The following is a 20,245-nucleotide window of genomic DNA, read 5'->3' on the forward strand; positions in this document are numbered from 1 at the left end:
AGAAAAGAAAGGCGGTTTTGCGCGGGCGGATTTCCCCCTAGAAGGGCAGCATGACTATCCTGACCATCACGCTCAACCCCGCGCTGGATCTTGAAACCGAAACCCCGCGTCTCGTGCCGGGGCGCAAATTGCGCTGTGCCGCGCCGCGTCGTGATCCGGGCGGCGGCGGGATCAACGTGGCGCGCGGGATCGCGATCCTTGGCGGGCAAGCGGATGCGGCAATCGCCTTGGCCGGCCCGGTCGGGCAGGGGCTCGTCCAGCGATTGGAGAAGCAGGGAATCCGGGTGCACCATCTGCCCGCCCCGGGCGAAACCCGGCAGAACCTGTCGGTGATCGAAACCGAAACAGGCCAGCAATTCCGCTTCATCTTCCCCGGTCCCGAGTGGTCGGCAAGCGATGTCGACCGGCTGATGGTCGCCCTGCCGGGCCTGGCCCTTGCGGGCGATTACGTGGTGCTGTCGGGATCGCTGCCGCCGGGGGTCGAAGCGGGTGTGCTGGTCGAACTGGCGCGCGTCTTGACCGCGCGTGGCGTGCGCGTGATCGCCGACACGTCCGGTCCGGCGCTGACCGCCTTGGCCTCGGCACGGTTGAACCTCGCCATGCTGCGCATGGACAGCGCCGAGGCCGAGGAGCTGCTGTCGCGGGACCTGCCGCATCCTCTGGACAGCGCGAAGATGGCCGAAGGCCTCGTGCAGGACGGCGCGGCCGAGATCGTCATTCTCGCACGCGGGGCCGAAGGCTCGGTCCTGGTCTCGAAAGAGGGGCGCTGGTTCGCCCCGGCCGCCGATGTGCCCGTCGCCTCGGTGACCGGGGCAGGGGACAGTTTCGTCGCCGGGGCCGTGCTCGCGCTGTCGCGGGGGCACCCCCTGCCGGAGGTGTTGCAATGTGGTGTCGCGGCGGCCAGTTCCGCCGTCACCACCGAGGCGACAGAGCTTTGCGACCGCGCGGTTTATGAACGGCTTCTGCCGCTCTGCGCCGCGCGGCCTGTGTGACGCGCGCCTATTCCGCCGCGTCGCGCTTGGGCAGAACCCAGTCGGGCCGGGGGAAGTGGCAGGTATAGCCGTTCGGAACCCGCTCCAGGTAATCCTGGTGGTAATCCTCGGCCTCCCAGAAATCGCCGACCGGTTCGACCTCGGTCACGACCTTGCCGGGCCAGAGGCCGGACGCGTTGACATCGGCAATCGTGTCGAGGGCGCATTGGCGCTGATCCTCGTCGACGTAGTAGATCGCCGAGCGATAGCTCATGCCCATATCGTTGCCTTGCCGGTTCCTGGTGGTCGGGTCGTGGATCTGGAAGAAAAACTCCAGGAGACGGCGGTAGCTGGTCTTGGCGGGATCCAACCAGATCTCGATGGCTTCAGCGTGGGTGCCGTGATTGCCGTAGGTGGCGTTGGGCACATCGCCGCCGGTATAGCCCACGCGGGTCTTTTCCACGCCGGGCATGCGCCGGATCAGATCCTGCATACCCCAGAAGCAGCCGCCCGCCAGAACCGCGCGTTCAAGTTGGGTGCTCATGCGATGTCCTCCACCTGGTCGAGATAGTCGCCATATCCTTCCGCCTCCATGTCGTCACGATGAACGAACCGCAAGGAGGCCGAGTTGATGCAGTACCGCAGCCCGCCCCGATCCCGCGGACCGTCGGGAAAGACATGGCCCAGGTGGCTGTCGCCATGGGTCGAGCGGACCTCGGTGCGGATCATGCCGTGGCTGAGGTCGCGCAGTTCGGTGACATGGGCCGGTTCGATGGGCTTGGTGAAGCTGGGCCAGCCGCAGCCGGACTCGTACTTGTCCGACGACGCGAAGAGCGGCTCGCCCGAGACGATGTCGACGTAGATGCCAGGTTCCTTGTTGTCGAGATACTTGCCCGTTCCGGGGCGTTCGGTGCCGTTTTGCTGGGTGACGCGGTATTCCTCCGGGTCCAGCGCGGCAATGGCGTCGGGGTCTTTCGTGTAGCGTGACATGCGCGTGTCGTCCTTTCCTCCGTTCCCCCGAAATATGGGGGACGGCGGGTGATTGTCCAAGCGCGCGACGATCACGTCTCGGCGCACTGGTATGAAAAAAGCCCCGGCAGGGTGCCGAGGCTCGAAAGGAACGTCATGGGTCTTGATGGGCGGGCCTGACGGTGGCCTTCCTTCGAGTGAGTCCGTTCAGGACCCCCAGCTGCGGACCGGGCCGCAATCCATGTGCACGAAGTTGGAGCCCGAATACCGCCCGACGCCACCGGCGTTGCAGGCACGACCGGCCTGATAGATCTGCCCGACCGAGCGCGATTGCAGCTGGATGTCGGCGGCCTGACCCTGGATGTGGAGCGAGTTGCGCGCGACACCGGAGGACCGGCGGCGCAGCATCGCGTTGGTTTCCGGGCTGCGGTAGCCCGACAGGAGCGTATAAGGCTCGGACGTGTCCATCAGGCTGTGCGCTGCTGCCAGAATGTCGATGGTGCGCGCGTCGATCGTGTGCACCTGATCGTTGCGCCAGTCGCGCATGAAGTAGTTGATCTCTTCCAGGGCCGGGGCGACGTATTCGCCCTCGATCCAGTAAATCATGTTCAGGCTTTCGCCCGCGCGACCGTTGTACATGCGGATCCGGCGGATATCGCCCGCGCCGCGCAAGAACCCCGTCGCGTTTGCCATCACAGGTGCCGCGGCAACAGTGCTCGCGGCGAAGGCGCGCAAGACTGCGCGTCGCGAAAAAGTCATGTCCGTCATGAGTTCGTTTGCCCCTTGTTTGCCCGTTCCATCAGCACTGGCCGCTGTTGTCGCGACCTTGTTACTTGTCAGTGCCTTCCCCGCAGGCTGTGTGGGATGAATGACACAATCGAAATCTTTCTTAAAGTGCCGAACGGCGCCTCCTGTTGATCATTCCGAATTTAGGCGGGATTTCGCCCATTTGGCAGGGAATCGCCGGCTGTTTGACGCGGATCGCACGCTCACGGCCGGTCGATCTTGTCGCTGTCCGGCAGGGTCGCTTGTGCGGCGGTCTGGTCAAGGTCTGGCGGGAAACCCCCATTGTGTCCCCCGGTGTACAGGACAAAACTTGCTAAATTGTGAATCGACTCGCGAAGAAAATGATTCTGTAGTGTGTTGAGGGAACATGCAGAATTGACGGCGCGCATTCTTACAGGACGAGGTTTGACACTATGGCAATGACATTCGCGACACGACCGCTCTTCGCCTTGGCGTTGGCGGCCCTGCCGTTGGCCGCGCCTGTTGCAGGCGGGCTGACGGTCACGCTGGGGGCCGCACCTGCCCAGGCACAGGCCTTTTCGGCGCAGCGTCAGGCCATCGCCGAGGCATCCTCGGAGATCGAGGGGCTGGCGGCCTTTTACCGGGAACGCGATTTTCAGCCGGTCTGGACCAGTTCCGAGGCCATAGATCGTCGCAACGCCCTGATCGCGGCCCTGCAGGAAGCGGGCAATCATGGCCTGCCCACGGATCGCTATGACATCGACGCCCTGATCGAGACCTTCCGCGCGGCCGACAACCCCTATGCGCGCGGTCAGGCCGACGTGATGGCGTCGCGCATGTTCCTGCAATACGCCAGCGACGTGCATTCCGGTTTCCTCGAACCCGGCGACATCATCTCGGACATCTTTCAGGAATTGCCGCGTCCCGACCCGAACGAGCTGATGACCGAACTGGTCGAGTCGAACCCCTATTCGTTCATCGCCCACCTGGCGCCGCAGGATCCGGGCTATACCCGCCTGATGCGCGTGAAGCTGCGCCTTGAGCAACTGGCGCGGGAAGGTGGCTACGGGCCGACGGTGCAGGCCGGTTCCCTGCGTCCGGGCGATACGGGTGCTGCCGTGATCGCGCTGCGCGACCGCCTGATGGCCATGGGCTATCTCGACCGCTCGGTCACGGCGACCTATGACGCGCTGTTGCAGAGCGCGGTGGTCGAATTCCAGATGGATAACGGCATCACCCCCGACGGTGTGGCCGGGGGCGACACGATCCGCGCGGTCAACCGCTCGGTCGAGGATCATTGGAACGAGGTTGTTCTGGGGATGGAACGCCACCGCTGGCTGAACACCGGCGGCGACGTGCCCGAGCGCATGATCTTCGTGAACCTGACCGATTTCCACGTCCGCGTGATCGACGATGGCGAGACGACCTTCGTCACCCGCTCGGTCGTGGGGGCCCGGGACCGCCAGACGCCCGAGTTCTCGGACGAGATGGAGCACATGGTCATCAACCCAAGCTGGTACGTGCCGCGCTCGATCGCGATGCGCAGCTACATCCCGAACATCCTGGCGGGCGGATCGACCTACATGCAGGTTCTGTCGAACGGTCGGGTCATCAACCCCGCCGCCGTGGACATGAGCCGCTACTCGGTGTCGAGCTTCCCGTTCGACCTGCGCCAGCCGCCGGGGCCGCGCAACGCGCTTGGCCGGGTGAAGTTCATGTTCCCGAACCGTCACGCGATCTACCTGCATGACACGCCCGAGCAATACCTGATGGAGCGTGAAGTGCGCACCTTCTCGTCGGGCTGTATCCGCCTCGACGATCCGTTCGATTTCGCCTATCACCTGCTGGCGCGCCAGACGGACGATCCCGAGGGCCTGTTCAACCGCATCCTGAACACGGGCCAGGAAACGCAGGTCGATCTGGAGGAACATATCCCCGTCCACCTCGTCTACTGGACCTCGTGGGTCGATGATGACGGCACGCTCAACTTCCGCGACGACGTCTATGGACGCAACGCGCGGCTGAGCCAGGCGATCCGGAGCCTGGGGGTGGTCATGCCCGACACGGCAAGCTAAGGCTGTCCCCGCAGTTCGAGGCGCGGGGAGCGGCCGGCATGGCCCATAGGATCAAGGACATCGCGGCGGCGCTCGGGGCGGAAGCCTTGGGCGCCGCTGACATTTCCATCACCGGCGTGGCGGAACCGGCCAAGGCCGGCCCGGGCGACCTGGCCCTGGCGATGAGCGAGAGATACGCCGCGGGCTTGGCGGAAGGGGCGGCGCGGGCCGCGGTGATCGGACCGGGCATGGATTGGCAGGCGCTCGGGCTTGAGGCCGCCATCGTCGCGCCGCGCCCACGCTACGCGATGGCGCATCTGACCTCGGCCCTCGACCCCGGACCGCAGATCGCGCCGGGCATTCATCCGACCGCCGTTGTTGACCCCTCGGCCAGCATTGACCTTGGCGCGGCGATCGGACCCTTCGTGGTGATCGGCGCAGGCGTGGTGATCGGGCGCAACGCGCGGATCGCCTCCCATGTCAGCATCGCAGAGGGCACGGTGATCGGCGATGATGCGCTGCTCCATGCCGGGGTGCGGATCGCGGCGCGGGTGCATATCGGCCATCGGGTGATCGTGCAGCCGGGCGCGGTTCTGGGCGGCGACGGGTTTTCCTTCGTCACGCCCGAGAAAAGCCGTGTCGAGGCGACGCGCGAAAGCCTCGGCAAGGCCAGCGCCGAGGAGATCGAGGCGCAAAGCTGGACCCGTATCCATTCGCTCGGCGGCCTTCGGATCGGCGACGATGTCGAGATCGGCGCGAATGCCGCCATCGACCGTGGCACGGTGGCCGACACGGTGATCGGGGATGGCACCAAGGTCGATAACCTTGTCCATATCGGCCATAACTGCCGCATCGGGCGCGATTGCCTGCTATGCGGGCAAGTGGGGTTTGCCGGGTCTGCAACGCTGGGGGATCGCGTGGTCCTGGGCGGGCAATGCGGCGTGTCCGACAATATCGAGATCGGATCGGACGTGGTCGCGGCAGGCGCCACCAAGATCTATTCCAACGTGCCCGCGGGCCGCATGCTGATGGGCAGCCCGGCGGTCAAGATGGACACCCATGTCGAGATGTACAAAGCCCTGCGCCGATTGCCGCGCCTGGCCAAGACCGTCGCAGAGTTGCAGAAAGCCGTTTTCAAGTCCGGCGGGACGCCGTAAACGACGCGCGAAGGCGGCATCGAGGAAGGGCCAATGACCGAGAACGTGCGCGACAAGGTGATCAAGATCATCGCGGAACAGGCGGTTCTGGAGGTGGGGGACGTCAAGATGGACGCCTCGCTGGAAGATCTGGGAATCGACAGCCTCGGGCTGGTCGAGTCGATCTTCGCCATCGAGGAGGCCTTCGACATCCAGGTGCCGTTCAACGCCAACGAACCCGAGCAGAGCGATTTCGATATCTCCTCGGTCGCCGCCATCGTCGGTGCGGTCGAAGGGTTGGTCGCCGAGCAGAAGGGCGACTGAGCCATCATGCGCCGCGTCGTCATTACCGGGCAGGGCACGATCAACGCACTTGGGCATGACGTGCCCTCGACGCTGGAGGCGATGCGCGAAGGCCGCTGCGGGATCGGCCCGCTGGAGTTGCGCGATGTCGAGCGCCTGTCGGTCAAGATCGGCGGGCAGGTCAAGGGATACGATCCCGAGGCCTTGTTCAACCGCCAGCAGATCGCGCTTTACGATCGTTTCACGCAATTCACGCTGATCGCCGCGCACCAGGCCCTGGACGGCTCGGGCCTGAGCTTCACCGGCGATCTCGCGACACGCTCGGGCGTGGTGTTCGGGACCGCCGGGGGTGGGGTGAACACCTGGGACGAGAATTACCGTTCGGTCTACGAGGAAGGAAAGAACCGCGTTCATCCCTTCGTCGTGCCCAAGCTGATGAACAATGCCGCCGCAAGCCATGTCTCGATGGAGTGGAACCTCAAGGGGCCGAGTTTCTCGGTGGCGACGGCCTGTGCCTCGTCCAACCACGCGATGGGGCTGGCGTTTCAATGCCTGCGCTCGGGGGCTTGCGACGTGATGGTGACGGGCGGCTCCGAGGCGATGCTGAGTTTCGGCGGCGTGAAGGCCTGGGAAGGCTTGCGCGTCATGTCCAAGGATGCCTGCCGCCCGTTCAGTGCCAACCGCAACGGCATGGTGCAGGGCGAAGGGGCTGCGGTTTTCATCTTCGAGGAATACGAGCACGCGAAAAAGCGCGGCGCCGAGATCCTGGCCGAGGTCGTCGGGTTCAACATGACTTCGGACGCGGCCGATATCGTCATGCCTTCGAAACAGGGGGCGGCGCGAGCCATTGCCGGGGCCTTGGCCGACGGCAAGCTGAACCCTGAAGAAGTCGGTTACATCAACGCGCATGGCACCGGCACGGCGGCCAATGACAAGGTCGAATGCGCCGCTGTCGCCGATGCGTTCGGCCACCATGCCGACGAGTTGATGATTTCCTCGACCAAGTCGATGCACGGCCACCTGATCGGCGGCACCGGCGCGGTGGAGCTTCTGGCCTGCATCATGGCCCTGAAGGACGGGGTGATCGCGCCCACCATCGGCTACGAGGAACCGGACCCGGAATGCGCGCTCGACGTGGTGCCGAACGAGGCGCGCGAGGCGGAGGTGTCCGCCGTACTGTCGAACGCCTTTGCCTTCGGTGGCCTGAACGCCGTGCTGGCGCTGCGCAAGGCGCCTTGATCAAAGAAAAGGCCCGCCGAACCGGCGGGCCACTTCTGCAATCACTCGAAACCGGCGTTACTGGTCGCTTTCGCCTTCGCCGGCCGCTTCTGCCTGCCGCTCCCGGATGAAGGACATCAGGATCTCGTGGCTGGCTTGCATGTCGTCATAGGCCGCCGTGAAGCCGCGGAGCGATGCGGTCAGTTCAACCGGGGCTCCGGCGATATCACCCGAACCGTCCCGGATCAGTGCGAATAGCTGGATCGTCGCGTCGCCACCGGCCTGGAACATGTCGACCGTTTCCTGGTCCATCTGGACACGCGCCATACAGCCGGATGCATCGCACATGGCGAAGGGAACCGCGCCCGGTTCACCGTCATCCACCCGCAGACGCAGCCCGGGGGGCAGGAAGGTTTCGATCGGCGTCATGAACATGGCGCTGGCAACGTGGCCCTCGGTCGGGTTCAGCGGGGCGTTGACCCGGAACACGGCCACCGCATTGCCTTCGGGATCGCGCAGCAGCTGGAACATTTCGCAGCGTTCCGGGATGGCATCCTCGGCGGAGCGGATGCAGCGAACATCCCAATCGCTGTGCTCGGCCGCAACATAGGCTTCTCCGGGTTCGACTTCGGACCGCTCTTGCGCGATCGCGGCGGGGCTGGTGACCGCAAGCAGCCCGGCTGCGGCGATCAAGCGGGAAATGGTGCGGATCTGGATCATGCGATGTCCCTTCTTGTTGGCGTTTGCCCGTTGCCGTCCGGCAACCTCGGCTGTTCGCTAGCACGAAGTTCGCCAACTGTCAGGGCGTTTTTGACCTGCCAAGCGGAGTGCCGCCATCGTGATTGCGAAGCGCGTTTGGGCGCGGTCCGGCTGGGGCTGAAGCGGCCCCTCGATCGGTCGCAATAGCGAAAGGGTCCGACGAACGGACCCTTTGCATTTTTCTCTCCCTGTCGGACTGGCCGACTTTGTGGGCAGGACGCTATGCCAGAGTTTCCCAGCCGTCAACAGGGCAATGCGGGCTTTTGTTGCAAAGGTTTGCAACCCCTTTTCAAAACGCTTTGGGATTCGTCGGACTCGCCGGGCGCGAGGCCGAAAAAAACGCGCCCGAAGGCGCGGCCAGTGGACAGGAAGGACGGTGCCCAACGACCGAATGGTCCTTGGGACCGGGTTCATGCTGGCATGGCGTGGTTAAGTTTGTATTGTGACCGGCGAAGAATGATCGACACGGGGGCAGGGGCCTGATGGAGAACGGTATTTTCATTGGCGGCGGCGGCGCGGACTATGCCGAGCCGCAGCATCTGCTGCTGAATTACGCCAACCGTCACGGGTTGATCGCCGGGGCCACCGGCACGGGCAAGACCGTCACCCTCCAGATCCTCGCTGAAAGCTTTTCGGCGCGGGGCGTGCCCGTCATCCTTGCCGATGTGAAGGGCGATCTGGCGGGCCTCGGCCAGTCCGGGAGCGAGGGGTTCAAGCTCCATGATGCATTCATGGACCGGGCGGGCAGGATCGGGTTCTCCGACTATGCCTACCGGTCCTTTCCGGTGACTTTCTGGGACCTGTTCGGCCAAAAGGGCCACCCGGTGCGCACGACCGTGGCCGAGATGGGGCCGCTTCTGCTGGCGCGGCTTCTGGAACTGACCGAAGCGCAGGAAGGGATCCTCAACATCGCCTTCCGTGTGGCCGACGAACAGGGCATGGCGCTTCTGGATCTGAAGGATTTGCAGGCCCTGCTGGTCTGGGTGGGTGAGAACCGCAAGGATCTGTCGCTGCGCTATGGCAACGTATCCACTGCCTCGATCGGTGCGATCCAGCGGCGGCTCCTGGTGCTGGAAGGGCAGGGCGGTGACAAGCTGTTCGGGGAACCGGCGCTGGAACTGCACGACCTGTTCCTGACCGATGACGCAGGGCTGGGACGGATCAACATCCTTGCCGCCGACACCCTGATGCAGAGCCCGCGCCTTTACGCGACCTTCCTGCTATGGCTGCTGTCGGAACTGTTCGAGGAACTGCCCGAGGTGGGCGACCCCGACAAGCCGAAGCTGGTCTTCTTCTTCGACGAGGCCCATCTGCTGTTCGAGGATGCCCCCAAGGCGCTGGTCGACAAGGTCGAACAGGTGGCGCGCCTGATCCGCTCCAAGGGGGTGGGGGTCTATTTCATCACCCAGAACCCGGCGGATGTGCCGGACGACATTCTCGGCCAGTTGGGCAACCGGGTGCAGCACGCGCTTCGGGCCTTTACCGCTAAGGACCGGCGCGACCTGCGCCATGCGGCCGAGAACTACCGCGACAATCCGCGCTTCGTCATCGAGGATGCGATCCGCGAGGTCGGCGTGGGCGAGGCCGTGACCTCGATGCTGGAGCGCAAGGGCATCCCCGGCATGGCCGAACGCACCCTGATCCGCCCCCCGTCCAGCCAATTGGGGCCGATTGACGAGGGCACGCGCGCGGCGCTGATCGCGGGCTCCCCGGTGGCGGGCAAGTACGATCGGACCGTGGACCGGGAAAGCGCCTTCGAGATCCTTCAGGCGCGGGCGGCCCAGGCCGCCGCCGAGGCGGAGGAGGCCGAACGCGCCGAGGAAGAGGCAGAGATGGCAGAACGCGAGTATCGCTCGGCGCGGCGCTATTCGGGGGCGCGCGTCTCGCGGTCAAGTTCGCGCAGCATCTCCAGCCGCAGCCGGTCGTCGCGGTCGGATTCGGTCGGCACCGCCTTCGCCAAAAGTTTCGCGCGCCAGTTGGGCACCCAAAGCGGCCGGGCGGTTGTCCGCGGGATCCTGGGCGGGCTGTTCCGGGGACGCTAGGCTGGCCGCGTGATCACGAACCCGCGATTGCAGCGGTTTTCTTAGGCAAATCCGATGCGCCGCACTGACGCATCCACTTGGCCTGCGGAGCCGGTCGGCTTATGGTCCGGTCTACAGACCAAAAGGCATCCCCATGATCGTAGAACTCGGACATTTCGCCCTGATCCTCGCCTTCATGGTGTCGATCTTCCAGATGATCGTGCCGATGATCGGCGCAGCCCGCGGGCTTCCCGGCTGGATGGCCGTGGCCGAACCGGCAGCCACGACGCAGTTTCTGCTGACCGCCTTTTCCTTCGGGGCGCTGACATACGCCTTCGTCACCTCGGATTTCTCGCTCAGCCTTGTCGTGTCGAACTCGCACACGCTGAAGCCGCTTCTCTACAAGATCAGTGGCGTTTGGGGGAACCACGAAGGCTCGCTGTTGCTGTGGGTGCTGATCCTGACCCTGTTCGGAGCCTGCGCGGCGTGGTTCGGGGCCAACCTGCCGCCGACCCTCAAGGCGCGCGTTCTGGCGGTCCAAAGCTCGGTCTCGGCGGCCTTTTTCGCCTTCATCCTTTTCACGTCGAACCCGTTCATCCGGCTCGCCGTACCGCCCTTTGACGGGCAGGATCTGAACCCGCTCCTGCAGGATCCGGGCCTCGCGTTCCACCCACCGTTCCTCTACCTCGGCTATGTCGGCCTGAGCATGGCGTTCTCTTTCGCGGTGGCCGCCTTGATCGAAGGGCGCGTCGACGCCGCGTGGGGCCGCTGGGTGCGCCCCTGGACGCTGGCGGCCTGGGTCTTCCTGACCATCGGCATCGGCCTGGGCAGCTGGTGGGCCTATTACGAACTGGGCTGGGGCGGTTTCTGGTTCTGGGACCCGGTCGAGAACGCCTCTCTCATGCCGTGGCTGATCTCGGCGGCGCTGCTGCACTCGGCCATCGTTGTCGAGAAGCGCGAGGCGCTGAAAAGCTGGACGATCCTGCTTGCGATCCTTGCCTTCGGCTTCTCGCTGATCGGGACCTTCATCGTGCGCTCGGGCATTATCACATCGGTCCACGCCTTCGCCAATGACCCAGAACGCGGGGTGTTCATCCTGCTGATCCTCGCCTTCTTCATGGGCGGGTCGCTGCTGTTGTTCGCGCTGCGCGCCAGCGCGATGGAGGCCAAGGGGGTCTTCGGGCTGGTCAGCCGCGAGTCCGGGCTTGTCGTGAACAACCTGCTGCTGGCGGTGTCGACCTTCGTCGTGTTCATCGGGACGATCTGGCCGCTGCTGGCCGAGTTGTTCTTCGAGCGAACGCTGTCGGTGGGCGCGCCCTTCTTCAACGCGGCGGTGACGCCCTTCGGCTTCGGTCTGGCGGCGGTGCTGCCCATCGGGGCCATGCTGCCGTGGAAACGGGCGCGGATCGGGCGCGTGGTGAAAACCCTGCTTCCCGCAATGATCCTGGCGATTGCCGTGGGTCTGCTGGCCTTCACGATCTACACCGGTCACTCCATCCTTGCGCCCATCGGCGTGGCGCTGGCCGTCTGGCTGGTGGCGGGCGCCTTCGTGGACCTGTGGTCGCGCACGGGGCGTGGTTCGGTCGGCAGCCGCCTGTCGCGCCTGACGCGGTTGCCGCGGGCCGACTGGGGCAAGACGCTGGCCCATGCCGGCGTTGGCATCACGCTGTTCGGGATCGCGACCCTGACCGGCTACGAGCGCGAGGATATCCGCGTCGCGCAGATCGGAGAGCCGTACACGGTCGGCGCCTACGAGATCGAGTTGCAGGGCGTGGACGAGAATATGCGCGGCCCGAACTACCTGTCCACGATGGCCACCATCGCCGTGCGCGAGGCCGATAGCGGGCGGCTGATCTCGGTCCTCAACCCCGAGCGGCGGGTCTACCCGGTGGCGGGCATGCCCACCACCGAGGCGGGGATCAACAACGGCTTCACCCGCGATGTCTACGTCACGCTCGGCGATCCGCAGGACAATGGCGGGTGGGCCGTGCGGACATGGATCAAACCCTTCGCGAACTGGATTTGGGGCGGCACGATCATCATGGCGCTTGGCGGGCTGTTCAGCCTGAGCGACCGCCGCTATCGCGTGGCCGCCGGCGCGGCCAAGCAGCGCCGCACGCCGAGCGAGGGGGTGCCCGCGGAATGATTTGCCTGTCGCGTTTCCTCGCCCGCCTTGTTCATGGCGCCCGCGCGCTTTTGCGGCGGGGCCTGCCGCATCTGGTCGTCCTGATGATGGTCGCGGCCACGCCTGTGCTGGCCGTGCAGGCCGACGAGGTTCTGGATGACCCGGTGCTGGAAGAGCGGGCCCGCGACATCAGCGCGAACCTGCGCTGCGTGGTCTGCCGTGGCGAATCCATCGACGAGTCGAACGCCACCGTGGCCCGTGACCTGCGCCTTCTGGTGCGCGAACGGCTGGTCGAGGGCGACACGGACGAAGAGGTCATGGCCTATGTCGTGGATCGCTACGGCGAATACGTGCTTCTGCGGCCCACGTTTGGCGGCGCGAATATCCTGCTTTGGTGGGCCGGGCCGCTGCTCCTGCTGATCGGGCTTGGCTTGGCGATTGGCTATCTGCGCCGCCGGTCGCGCGCCGAGGCCCCGACCGAGAGCGCACTCAGCGCCGAGGAAGAGGCCCGTCTGAAGGAAATCATGGGCGACTGACGCCCATGCCGCGCCTTGCGTGACGTGGCGTTTCAGCTTTCGCAGCCGCCCGGGCCTGTCTAGTCTCCGCCCCGACAGGATCAGGGGAGGCACCGGCCCATGCACTACGAAACGATCACCCGCGAGGATGCGGATGGGATCGCCACCATTACCTTCCGCCGCCCGGAGGTGATGAACGCGCTCAACACGCAGATGCGGGCCGAACTGACCCACGCCGTCAGCCATGCCGCGCAGGAGGCGCGGGTGGTGGTTCTGACCGGCGAAGGGCGGGCCTTTTGCTCGGGGCAGGATCTTGGCGACCGGGCCAACATCGCGAACCTCAATATCGAGCGGACCCTGCGCGACGAATATATCCCCATGCTGATGGCCATCGTGGAGTGCCCGGTGCCTGTGATCGCGGCGGTCAATGGCACGGCGGCCGGGGCGGGGGCGAACCTTGCGCTGGTGTGCGACGTGGTGATCGCCTCCGAGTCCGCCAGCTTCATCCAGGCGTTCACGCGGATCGGCCTGATCCCCGATGCGGGGGGCACCTGGGCCTTGCCACGGCAGGTGGGTCTGGCCAAGGCGATGGGGGCGGCGCTCTTTGCCGACAAGATCAGCGCGCAGCAGGCCAGCGACTGGGGCATGATCTGGGAGGCGGTCCCGGACGAGGCGTTCGAAGCGCACTGGCGTGCCCGCGCGGCGTATCTGGCCAATGGCCCGACCGAGGCGCTCAAGCGCGTGAAAGCGGCGATGAAGGCCAGTTTCGGCAACACGCTGGAGGAACAGCTGTTGCTGGAAGGGCAATTGCAGGGCCAATGCGGCAAGACGCGCGACTTCAAGGAAGGGGTTCTGGCCTTCCTTGACAAGCGCGAGGCGAAATTCGAGGGGCGCTGACACAGCCACGCCCCGGATAGAAAAAGGGCCGCCTTTCGGGGCGGCCCTTTGCGTTTGACTGTTTGGTGTGCTCAACGCTCGGGGATCAGGCCCTTGGGGCTGAACCGCAGAACCAGCAGCAGGATGATGCCCATCGTCATCAGGCGCATATGCGCCGCCGACCCGAGGAGATGCTCGCGCAGGGCCGAGCCCTCGTCCATGCCCGCGGTGATGGTTTCCATCACGAAGAAGCCCATCGGCTCCACCATCACCCACAGCCACCAGATCAGGAACCCGCCCAGCACGGCCCCCCAGTTGTTGCCGGACCCGCCTACGATCACCATGACCCAGATCAGGAAGGTGAAGCGCAGCGGCTGGTAGGTGGATGGCACGAGCTGGCTGTCGAGTGTGGTCATCATCGCGCCTGCGACGCCGATCACGGCCGAGCCCAGGATGAAGACCTGCAAGTGGCGTCGGGTGACGTCCTTGCCCATCGCCTCGGCGGCGACCTCGTTGTCGCGGATGGCGCGCATCATCCGGCCCCAGGGCGAGTTCAGCGCCTTCTGGCTCAGCCAGATCAGGATCAGGAGGACCGTCACGAACAACGCGGCATAGAGCAGTTTCACAGTGATCGTCGAGGCGCCCACCGGGTCCGAGCCCATCGAGGCGGCGAAGTTCCGGAAGCTTTCGGAGGCTTGCAGATCGACCTCGTAAGGAACAGGACGCGGAATGCCGATCACGTTCTTCACACCCCGCGCCAGCCAGTCCTCGTTCTTGAGAACGGCGATGATGATCTCGGCGATGCCGAGGGTCGCGATGGCCAGGTAGTCGGACCGCAGCCCGAGCGCCGTCTTGCCGATGATCCAGGCCGCCCCGGCCGCGAGCAGGCCGCCGACAGGCCAGGCGACCAGCACCGGCAGGCCAAGCCCCCCCAGGTAGCCGCTGACCGAGGGATCGACGGATTCAACCGCCTCGACGCCCGCATCGAAGACACCCCGGAAGAGGAAGAACCCACCGACAAGGATCACCAGCAAGGCGATGCCGCGCATCCGGCCAGCGGGCATCTTCTGATACGTCAGGATCGCCGCGATGATCGTCGCGGCCCCCAGGATCAGCCCGAGGATGACACCCAGGCCACCTGCGGACCAGGCCTCGCCCACCGGGTCCATCGACACCAGCACCGTGGCCAGCCCCCCAAGCGCCAGAAAGCCCATGACGCCGACGTTGAACAGGCCCGCATAGCCCCACTGGATATTCACGCCAAGCGCCATGATCGCGCTGATCAGGCCCATGTTCAGGATCGTAAGCGAGGTATTCCACGACTGCACGACACCGGTCCCGATGAACAGGATGGCGACAAGGGCAAAGAGGGCGACGGCCCGGATGTTCACGGCTCCGCTCATACCGATTTCCCCTTCATGATGCCGGTTGGTCTGAATAAGAGAACGATCAGCAGGATGCCGAAGCTGACCGCGAACTTGTAGTCGGTGGACAGGAGTTGCAGCAGCCCCTCGGGCTCCAGGCTTTCGGGCAGGAGATAGCCCACCACCTTGCGGAAGGCGTAGGTGACGGCGACCTCGGAATAGGCGATGACGAACCCGCCGAGGATCGCGCCAAGCGGGTTGCCCAGGCCGCCCACGATCGCCGAGGCGAAGATCGGCAGCAGCAGCTGGAAATAGGTGAAGGGCTTGAAGCTCTTGTCGAGGCCGTAAAGGACCCCCGCCGTCGTCGCCAGCGCCGCCACGATCAGCCAGGTGATCAGCACGACGCGTTCGGGGTTGATCCCCGACAGCAGCGCCAGGTCCTCGTTATCCGAGAAGGCCCGCATGGATTTGCCCGTCCGCGTACGGTTGAGGAACCAGAACAGCAGCGCCACGGCGATGATCGCCACGACGATGGTCAGCCCCTGGCTGGTGCGAAAGGCCAGCCCTTCGTCGAGGCCGGTCATCTCGCGGAAATCGCGGGCCGAGATGATGAAGCGCTCACCATCGGCAAAGCGTTGGTCATCCACGCCGATGATGAAGCGCACGATCCCGTTCATCACGAACATCACGCCGAGCGACGCGATGACGTAGATGATCGGCTTAGCCTTTTGCTGGCGGTAGAAGCGGTAGACCACCTTGTCCGTGCCGATCAGCAGAAGGCCCGTCACCGCGATCCCGACGGGCAGGGCCAGCAGCGCGGTGGGAAGCGGCCCCAACGAGACCCCCAGCGATTGCAACCACCAGGTCACGAGGATCACCACCATCGTGCCGAAGGCCATCGTGTCGCCATGGGCAAAGTTGGAAAACCGCAGGATGCCGTAGATCAGCGTCACCCCGAGCGCCCCAAGCGCCAGTTGCGCGCCATAGGCGGTGGCGGGGATGAGGACGAAATTGGCAAGCGCCACCAGGGCGTTGAGGAAATCCATTCAGGTCAACTCCTCGCAGGTTCCGAAGTAGCTGGTCGCCGCGCCGCGCTCGTCCCCGCCATGCAGGGTCAGGCGCGTGCGCGTGTCAGCCTCGATTGTCAAAAGCAGGGCGATCTCCCCGCCATGCCCCGCATAGTGGCGCGGCGCAGAGGGGCCAGCCGACAGCCGGGCGACCGGGATATCCGCGCCAAGGCCCGTCACGAACAGATCGCCCGCGTGATCGGCGGGCAGAAGCGCAAGGCGCAGCGCCGTCGCTTCACAGGCCGCACCGATGCCACAGGACACCGTCAACTCGCAGTCCCACGGCTCGGCCTGCGCCGTTGCCGCGCAAAGCGCAAGGGCGAAGGGCAGGGCGACGGGTTTCATTGATCGGCCCCCTCGGGGATCAGCGCGGGGCACACGCCCCCGGCGGTGACGGACGGCGGCGTCAGGTGCGGCTGGTGCAACGTCACGGCGATATGGCCGATATCGGACAGGGTCACGATCTGCACCGCTTGCGTATCGTCGGCGGCATGGACCAGCGTTCGAATGCGCGCCGGACGCAGCGAGCCTTCGGGGGCGGGGATATCCGCCACCAGCGCATAGCCGGCGCGGCGCTCGCCGGCCCAGTCGACGGTCCAATCGCCCGCCTCGTCCTCGGGCGTGACGACGGTGATGGTTTGTTCCCAATCCTGGCATGGCGCGACGCCAAGGCAGATCACGGACAGATCGCAGGTGATCTCCTGGCCCGGCTCCTGCGCGGAAACGGGCGCAACCGACAGGGCGGAGAGGGCGGCGGCAAGAAACAGGCGGGTCATGGGTATCCTCTCACGCAGGGGCCGATGAAACTGGCAACGCTGAGGCGACCGCCCGGCCCGATCCTGTGACGGGTCAGAACGCCTTCATCGCCCGGTGTCAGGGTGAAGAGCATCGTTTCAGTGTCGGTTTGGAACGCAAGGGCGAGGCCGCGCGGATCGAACCCGTCCAGCGGTTGGCCCGTCAGGACGGTGCCGTCGGCTTCGAAACTGTAGGTGCCATCGGCATGGGACAGGTCGAACGGAATGCCCTCATGCGCCTCGCAGTCGATCTCGGGCGCGCAGACCAGCGTGAAGGCGCAGGCAACGGGCTGCGCCAGCGCAGGCGGCGCGGCGAGCAGGATCGACAGGGCGAGGGCAGGGGCGTGCATTCCGGTCAGCCCCCGAGGAAGCTCTGGCGCACGTCGGGATCTGCCAGCAGGTCCTTGCCGGTGCCGGTATGGGCATTCGCGCCCTGCACCAGCACATAGCCCCGGTCGGCGATCTCAAGCGCCTGGCGGGCGTTCTGCTCCACCATCAGGATGGGAATGCCGGTGCGGCTGACTTCGATGATCCGGTCAAAAAGCTCGTCCATCACGATGGGCGAGACGCCCGCGGTGGGTTCGTCCAGCATCAGCACCTTGGGCTTTGTCATCAGCGCGCGCCCCACGGCGACCTGCTGGCGCTGACCACCCGACAATTCGCCCGCCGCCTGGTCGCGTTTCTCGCGCAGGATGGGAAACAGGTCATAGACCTGCTCCATCGTCTCGCGGAAATCGTCGCGGCGCGTGAAGGCCCCCATCTCCAGGTTTTCCTGCACCGTCATCGAGGTGAAGATGTTCGACGTCTGCGGCACGAAGCCCATGCCTTTCTGCACGCGCGCCTGCGGGGTGAGGTGGGTGATATCCTCGCCATCGAGAACCACGCGCCCCTTGCGCAGGTTCAGCATGCCGAAGACCGCCTTCATCGCGGTGGATTTGCCGGCACCGTTCGGGCCGACGATCACGGCGATCTCGCCGGGGTTCACCGCGATGGTGCAGTCATGCAGGATGTCGGCGCCGCCGCCATAGCCGCCGGTCATGGCCTCGCCGATCAGGAAGGCGTCGGCACCCTCGACCCGTTCGGCATGGCCACCGGCGGGCACCGGGTCGCCCATGTGATCCACCGGCTCGCCGGTGACGGAACGGTCGTTGTTGCCGCGATCCTCGTAGCCGCTTCCGCCGCTCATACCCCCGCCTCCAGCTTGTCCTTGTTCTTGAGGCCCGTGCCCAGGTAGGCCTCGATCACCTGGTCGTTGGCCTTGATCTCGGCGATCGACCCCTCGGCCAGCACGCGGCCCTCGGCCATGCAGATGACCGGGTCGCAAAGGCGGCCGATGAAATCCATGTCGTGCTCGATCACGCAGAAGGTGTAGCCGCGTTCCTGGTTCAGGCGCAGGATCGCGTCGCCGATGGTGTTCAGAAGGGTCCGGTTCACGCCCGCGCCGACCTCGTCGAGGAAGACGATCTTGGCGTCCACCATCATCGTGCGGCCCAGTTCCAACAGCTTCTTCTGCCCGCCCGAGACCATGCCCGCGGGGTGATCGGCGAGATGTTCGATTGTCAGGAACTCCAGCACCTCGTCGGCCTTGGCCTTGAGCGCGCGTTCCTCGTCGGCGATGCGTTTGCGGCCGAACCACGTGTTCCACAGGCTTTCGCCCGACTGGCCGGCGGGCACCATCATCAGGTTCTCGCGGCAGCTCATCGAGGAAAACTCGTGCGCGATCTGGAATGTCCGCAAAAGACCCTTGTGAAACAGCGTATGGGGCGGGAGGCCGGTGATATCTTCCCCATCCATCACGACACGCCCCGAGGTGGGCGGCAGGACACCGGCGATGACATTGAACAAGGTCGACTTGCCCGCGCCATTCGGACCGATCAGCCCGGTGATCGACCCGGTTTCGATGGTCAGGCTGGCGCCGTCCACGGCATGGAAGCCGCTGAAGTGCTTGTGCAGGTTCTCGACCGAGATCATGTGCGGCTCACCCCCATAAACGAAGCAGCCCGGCGATTAACCGGGCTGCGACCTGATCTCAAGCCCAATGGGCCGGGATCTTAGCGATATTCGACCGTTTCCAGCACGCCGTCCTGCATCTCGACGACGCGGTAGGAACCCGCGGCCTCGCCCGCGCCGATCATCTCGACACCGGTGGCACCCTGGTAGTCGATCTCGCCACCCTCGGCGAGGATCTCCAGCGCGCGGCCCAACTCGCCGGGCATGATCGGCTCACCGGGGGCGTTGGCCACGTCCATGATGGAGGGCGCGTATTCGGTGCCCACGGTCGAGCCTGCGGCCTGCATGGCCAGCATCAGCAGCGCGGCGGCGTCATAGGCTTCGGCCGAAAAAACCGAAGTATTATCGAAATCGGCGCCTTCTGCTGCTGCCTGGTACATTGCGACGCCATCGCCCTGTGCGCCGGGCGCGGTGCCAAAGCTGCCGTCGATGTCGCCGCCGAAGATCTCGGCCAGCGTGTCGCCGACCATGCCGTCGCCGAAGGCGAAGGTGTCGAACGCGCCGGTATCAAGCGCCGCCTGCACGACACCCGAACCGCCCTGGTCGACGTAACCCAGCACCACCAGCACGTCGCCGCCGGCCGAGGCAAGGGCGCCGACCTCTGCCGAATAGTCGGCGCGACCATCCTCGTGGGCGGCCACCAGCGTCACTTCGCCGCCCGCCTCTTCATAGGCCGCCTGCAATGCGTCGGCAAAGCCCTGGCCGTAGTCGTTGTTGGTGTAGGTGATGGCAATCGATTCGATGCCACGCTCCAGCAACAGGCCGGCCAGCACCTCGCCCTGGCGCGCGTCGGACGGAGCGGTGCGGAAGAACAGGCCGTTATCCTCGGCGCTCGACAGCGCGGGGCTGGTCGAGGCGGGCGAGATCATCGGAACACCGTTCGGCACGGCCACGTTGGCAAGGATCGCGGAGGACATGCCCGAGCAGTCCGAGCCCATGATGCCGACGACGCCCTCGGTGGTGATCACGCGCTCGGCGTTGGCGGTGGCGCCTGCGGCATCCGAACAGAACGTGTCGGCGCGCACCGCGGTCACGGTCATCCCGTCCATGAAGGCGCCCGACTCGTTGACTTCGGCGATGGCCAGTTCGGCACCGCCCGCGATCGGCGGCACGAGGCTTTCGATCGGGCCGGTGAAGCTGAGCAGGATGCCGAGCGGCACTTCGCCGCCGCCATGGGCCTCGGCAAACGCGCCGCCGGTCATGGCCATGGTCGCGGCCGAGGCGAGAAGGATCTTTTTCATCTGATGTCTCCCTAATGGACATTCGGATCGTTGCGCGCGAACACTACCACGCGCAATTTCGGTGAAAAGAGGCAT

21 protein-coding genes are annotated in these 20,245 nt (G+C 65.6%); 9 read left to right on the top strand and 12 right to left on the bottom strand.

Annotated elements, in window-relative coordinates:
• Positions 1-50: 50 nt before the first annotated feature.
• The gene (locus tag ABD923_RS05465) at positions 51-992 is read left to right on the top strand and encodes a 1-phosphofructokinase family hexose kinase (RefSeq protein WP_259546235.1); all 942 of its coding nucleotides are present in this window, start codon (positions 51-53) and stop codon (positions 990-992) included.
• Between the two features lie 7 nt (positions 993-999).
• On the opposite strand, the gene msrA is transcribed toward ABD923_RS05465, so the two are convergent.
• The 3 genes from msrA to mepK all read right to left on the bottom strand — a co-directional run bounded on the left by msrA (position 1,000) and on the right by mepK (position 2,708).
• Positions 1,000-1,515, bottom strand: a complete 516-nt coding sequence (msrA, locus tag ABD923_RS05470; protein WP_259546233.1) for a peptide-methionine (S)-S-oxide reductase MsrA — start codon at positions 1,513-1,515, stop codon at positions 1,000-1,002.
• Positions 1,512-1,961 carry a peptide-methionine (R)-S-oxide reductase MsrB gene (gene msrB, locus ABD923_RS05475; protein ID WP_222187465.1) on the bottom strand — a complete coding sequence of 150 codons (450 nt, stop codon included), beginning with the start codon at positions 1,959-1,961 and terminating at the stop codon, positions 1,512-1,514. Before msrB ends, msrA begins: the two co-directional genes overlap by 4 nt.
• Before the next feature lie 186 nt (positions 1,962-2,147).
• Positions 2,148-2,708 carry a peptidoglycan L,D-endopeptidase MepK gene (mepK, locus tag ABD923_RS05480; RefSeq protein ID WP_259546232.1) on the bottom strand — a complete coding sequence of 187 codons (561 nt, stop codon included), beginning with the start codon at positions 2,706-2,708 and terminating at the stop codon, positions 2,148-2,150.
• Positions 2,709-3,139: 431 nt separating this feature from the next.
• Between mepK and ABD923_RS05485 the strand changes: the two genes are divergently transcribed.
• From ABD923_RS05485 to ABD923_RS05500, 4 genes are read left to right on the top strand one after another with little or no spacing between them, the layout of a single operon-like run.
• Positions 3,140-4,762 carry a L,D-transpeptidase family protein gene (locus tag ABD923_RS05485; RefSeq protein ID WP_345229431.1) on the top strand — a complete coding sequence of 541 codons (1,623 nt, stop codon included), beginning with the start codon at positions 3,140-3,142 and terminating at the stop codon, positions 4,760-4,762.
• 38 nt (positions 4,763-4,800) lie between these two features.
• Entirely contained in the window at positions 4,801-5,898 is a 1,098-nt protein-coding gene (locus tag ABD923_RS05490) for a UDP-3-O-(3-hydroxymyristoyl)glucosamine N-acyltransferase (RefSeq protein WP_259546229.1), read from the top strand.
• Positions 5,899-5,931: 33 nt separating this feature from the next.
• A complete protein-coding gene (locus ABD923_RS05495) occupies positions 5,932-6,201 on the top strand; it encodes an acyl carrier protein (RefSeq protein WP_259546228.1) in 270 nt (89 codons plus the stop codon).
• A 6-nt stretch (positions 6,202-6,207) separates the two neighbouring features.
• Complete coding sequence (locus tag ABD923_RS05500) at positions 6,208-7,419, top strand: beta-ketoacyl-[acyl-carrier-protein] synthase family protein (RefSeq protein WP_259546227.1); 1,212 nt, start codon at positions 6,208-6,210, stop codon at positions 7,417-7,419.
• A gap of 57 nt (positions 7,420-7,476) precedes the next feature.
• On the opposite strand, the gene ABD923_RS05505 is transcribed toward ABD923_RS05500, so the two are convergent.
• Positions 7,477-8,118: an invasion associated locus B family protein gene (locus tag ABD923_RS05505; RefSeq protein WP_259546225.1), complete on the bottom strand. Its 642-nt coding sequence runs from the start codon at positions 8,116-8,118 to the stop codon at positions 7,477-7,479.
• A 521-nt stretch (positions 8,119-8,639) separates the two neighbouring features.
• Here ABD923_RS05505 and ABD923_RS05510 point away from each other — a divergent pair.
• The 4 genes from ABD923_RS05510 to ABD923_RS05525 all read left to right on the top strand — a co-directional run bounded on the left by ABD923_RS05510 (position 8,640) and on the right by ABD923_RS05525 (position 13,715).
• Positions 8,640-10,199 carry a DUF853 domain-containing protein gene (locus ABD923_RS05510; RefSeq protein ID WP_259546223.1) on the top strand — a complete coding sequence of 520 codons (1,560 nt, stop codon included), beginning with the start codon at positions 8,640-8,642 and terminating at the stop codon, positions 10,197-10,199.
• Between the two features lie 133 nt (positions 10,200-10,332).
• On the top strand, positions 10,333-12,324 hold the full coding sequence (locus ABD923_RS05515) for a heme lyase CcmF/NrfE family subunit (RefSeq protein ID WP_259546222.1): 1,992 nt from the start codon (positions 10,333-10,335) through the stop codon (positions 12,322-12,324).
• 83 nt (positions 12,325-12,407) lie between these two features.
• Positions 12,408-12,839, top strand: a complete 432-nt coding sequence (locus ABD923_RS05520; RefSeq protein ID WP_259547400.1) for a cytochrome c-type biogenesis protein — start codon at positions 12,408-12,410, stop codon at positions 12,837-12,839.
• A 99-nt stretch (positions 12,840-12,938) separates the two neighbouring features.
• Complete coding sequence (locus ABD923_RS05525) at positions 12,939-13,715, top strand: enoyl-CoA hydratase-related protein (RefSeq protein ID WP_259546221.1); 777 nt, start codon at positions 12,939-12,941, stop codon at positions 13,713-13,715.
• A 71-nt stretch (positions 13,716-13,786) separates the two neighbouring features.
• Here ABD923_RS05525 and ABD923_RS05530 read toward each other — a convergent pair whose 3' ends face one another.
• The 8 genes from ABD923_RS05530 to ABD923_RS05565 form a co-directional block, all read right to left on the bottom strand.
• Positions 13,787-15,097 carry a branched-chain amino acid ABC transporter permease gene (locus ABD923_RS05530; protein ID WP_259546219.1) on the bottom strand — a complete coding sequence of 437 codons (1,311 nt, stop codon included), beginning with the start codon at positions 15,095-15,097 and terminating at the stop codon, positions 13,787-13,789.
• On the bottom strand, positions 15,094-16,104 hold the full coding sequence (locus tag ABD923_RS05535) for a branched-chain amino acid ABC transporter permease (protein ID WP_259546218.1): 1,011 nt from the start codon (positions 16,102-16,104) through the stop codon (positions 15,094-15,096). The genes ABD923_RS05530 and ABD923_RS05535 overlap by 4 nt, the downstream gene beginning before the upstream one ends.
• Positions 16,105-16,470, bottom strand: a complete 366-nt coding sequence (locus ABD923_RS05540; RefSeq protein ID WP_259546217.1) for a hypothetical protein — start codon at positions 16,468-16,470, stop codon at positions 16,105-16,107.
• The gene (locus tag ABD923_RS05545) at positions 16,467-16,901 is read right to left on the bottom strand and encodes a hypothetical protein (RefSeq protein ID WP_259546216.1); all 435 of its coding nucleotides are present in this window, start codon (positions 16,899-16,901) and stop codon (positions 16,467-16,469) included. The genes ABD923_RS05540 and ABD923_RS05545 overlap by 4 nt, the downstream gene beginning before the upstream one ends.
• Complete coding sequence (locus ABD923_RS05550) at positions 16,898-17,269, bottom strand: hypothetical protein (protein WP_259546215.1); 372 nt, start codon at positions 17,267-17,269, stop codon at positions 16,898-16,900. The genes ABD923_RS05545 and ABD923_RS05550 overlap by 4 nt, the downstream gene beginning before the upstream one ends.
• 5 nt (positions 17,270-17,274) lie before the next feature.
• On the bottom strand, positions 17,275-18,105 hold the full coding sequence (locus tag ABD923_RS05555; protein ID WP_405048268.1) for an ABC transporter ATP-binding protein: 831 nt from the start codon (positions 18,103-18,105) through the stop codon (positions 17,275-17,277).
• A complete protein-coding gene (locus ABD923_RS05560; protein WP_259546214.1) occupies positions 18,102-18,890 on the bottom strand; it encodes an ABC transporter ATP-binding protein in 789 nt (262 codons plus the stop codon). Before ABD923_RS05560 ends, ABD923_RS05555 begins: the two co-directional genes overlap by 4 nt.
• Positions 18,891-18,970: 80 nt before the next feature.
• The gene (locus tag ABD923_RS05565; RefSeq protein WP_259546213.1) at positions 18,971-20,170 is read right to left on the bottom strand and encodes an ABC transporter substrate-binding protein; all 1,200 of its coding nucleotides are present in this window, start codon (positions 20,168-20,170) and stop codon (positions 18,971-18,973) included.
• Positions 20,171-20,245: the final 75 nt, after the last annotated feature.

Source organism: [Roseibacterium] beibuensis, from assembly GCF_039542305.1.
Classification (GTDB): domain Bacteria; phylum Pseudomonadota; class Alphaproteobacteria; order Rhodobacterales; family Rhodobacteraceae; genus Roseibacterium; species Roseibacterium beibuensis.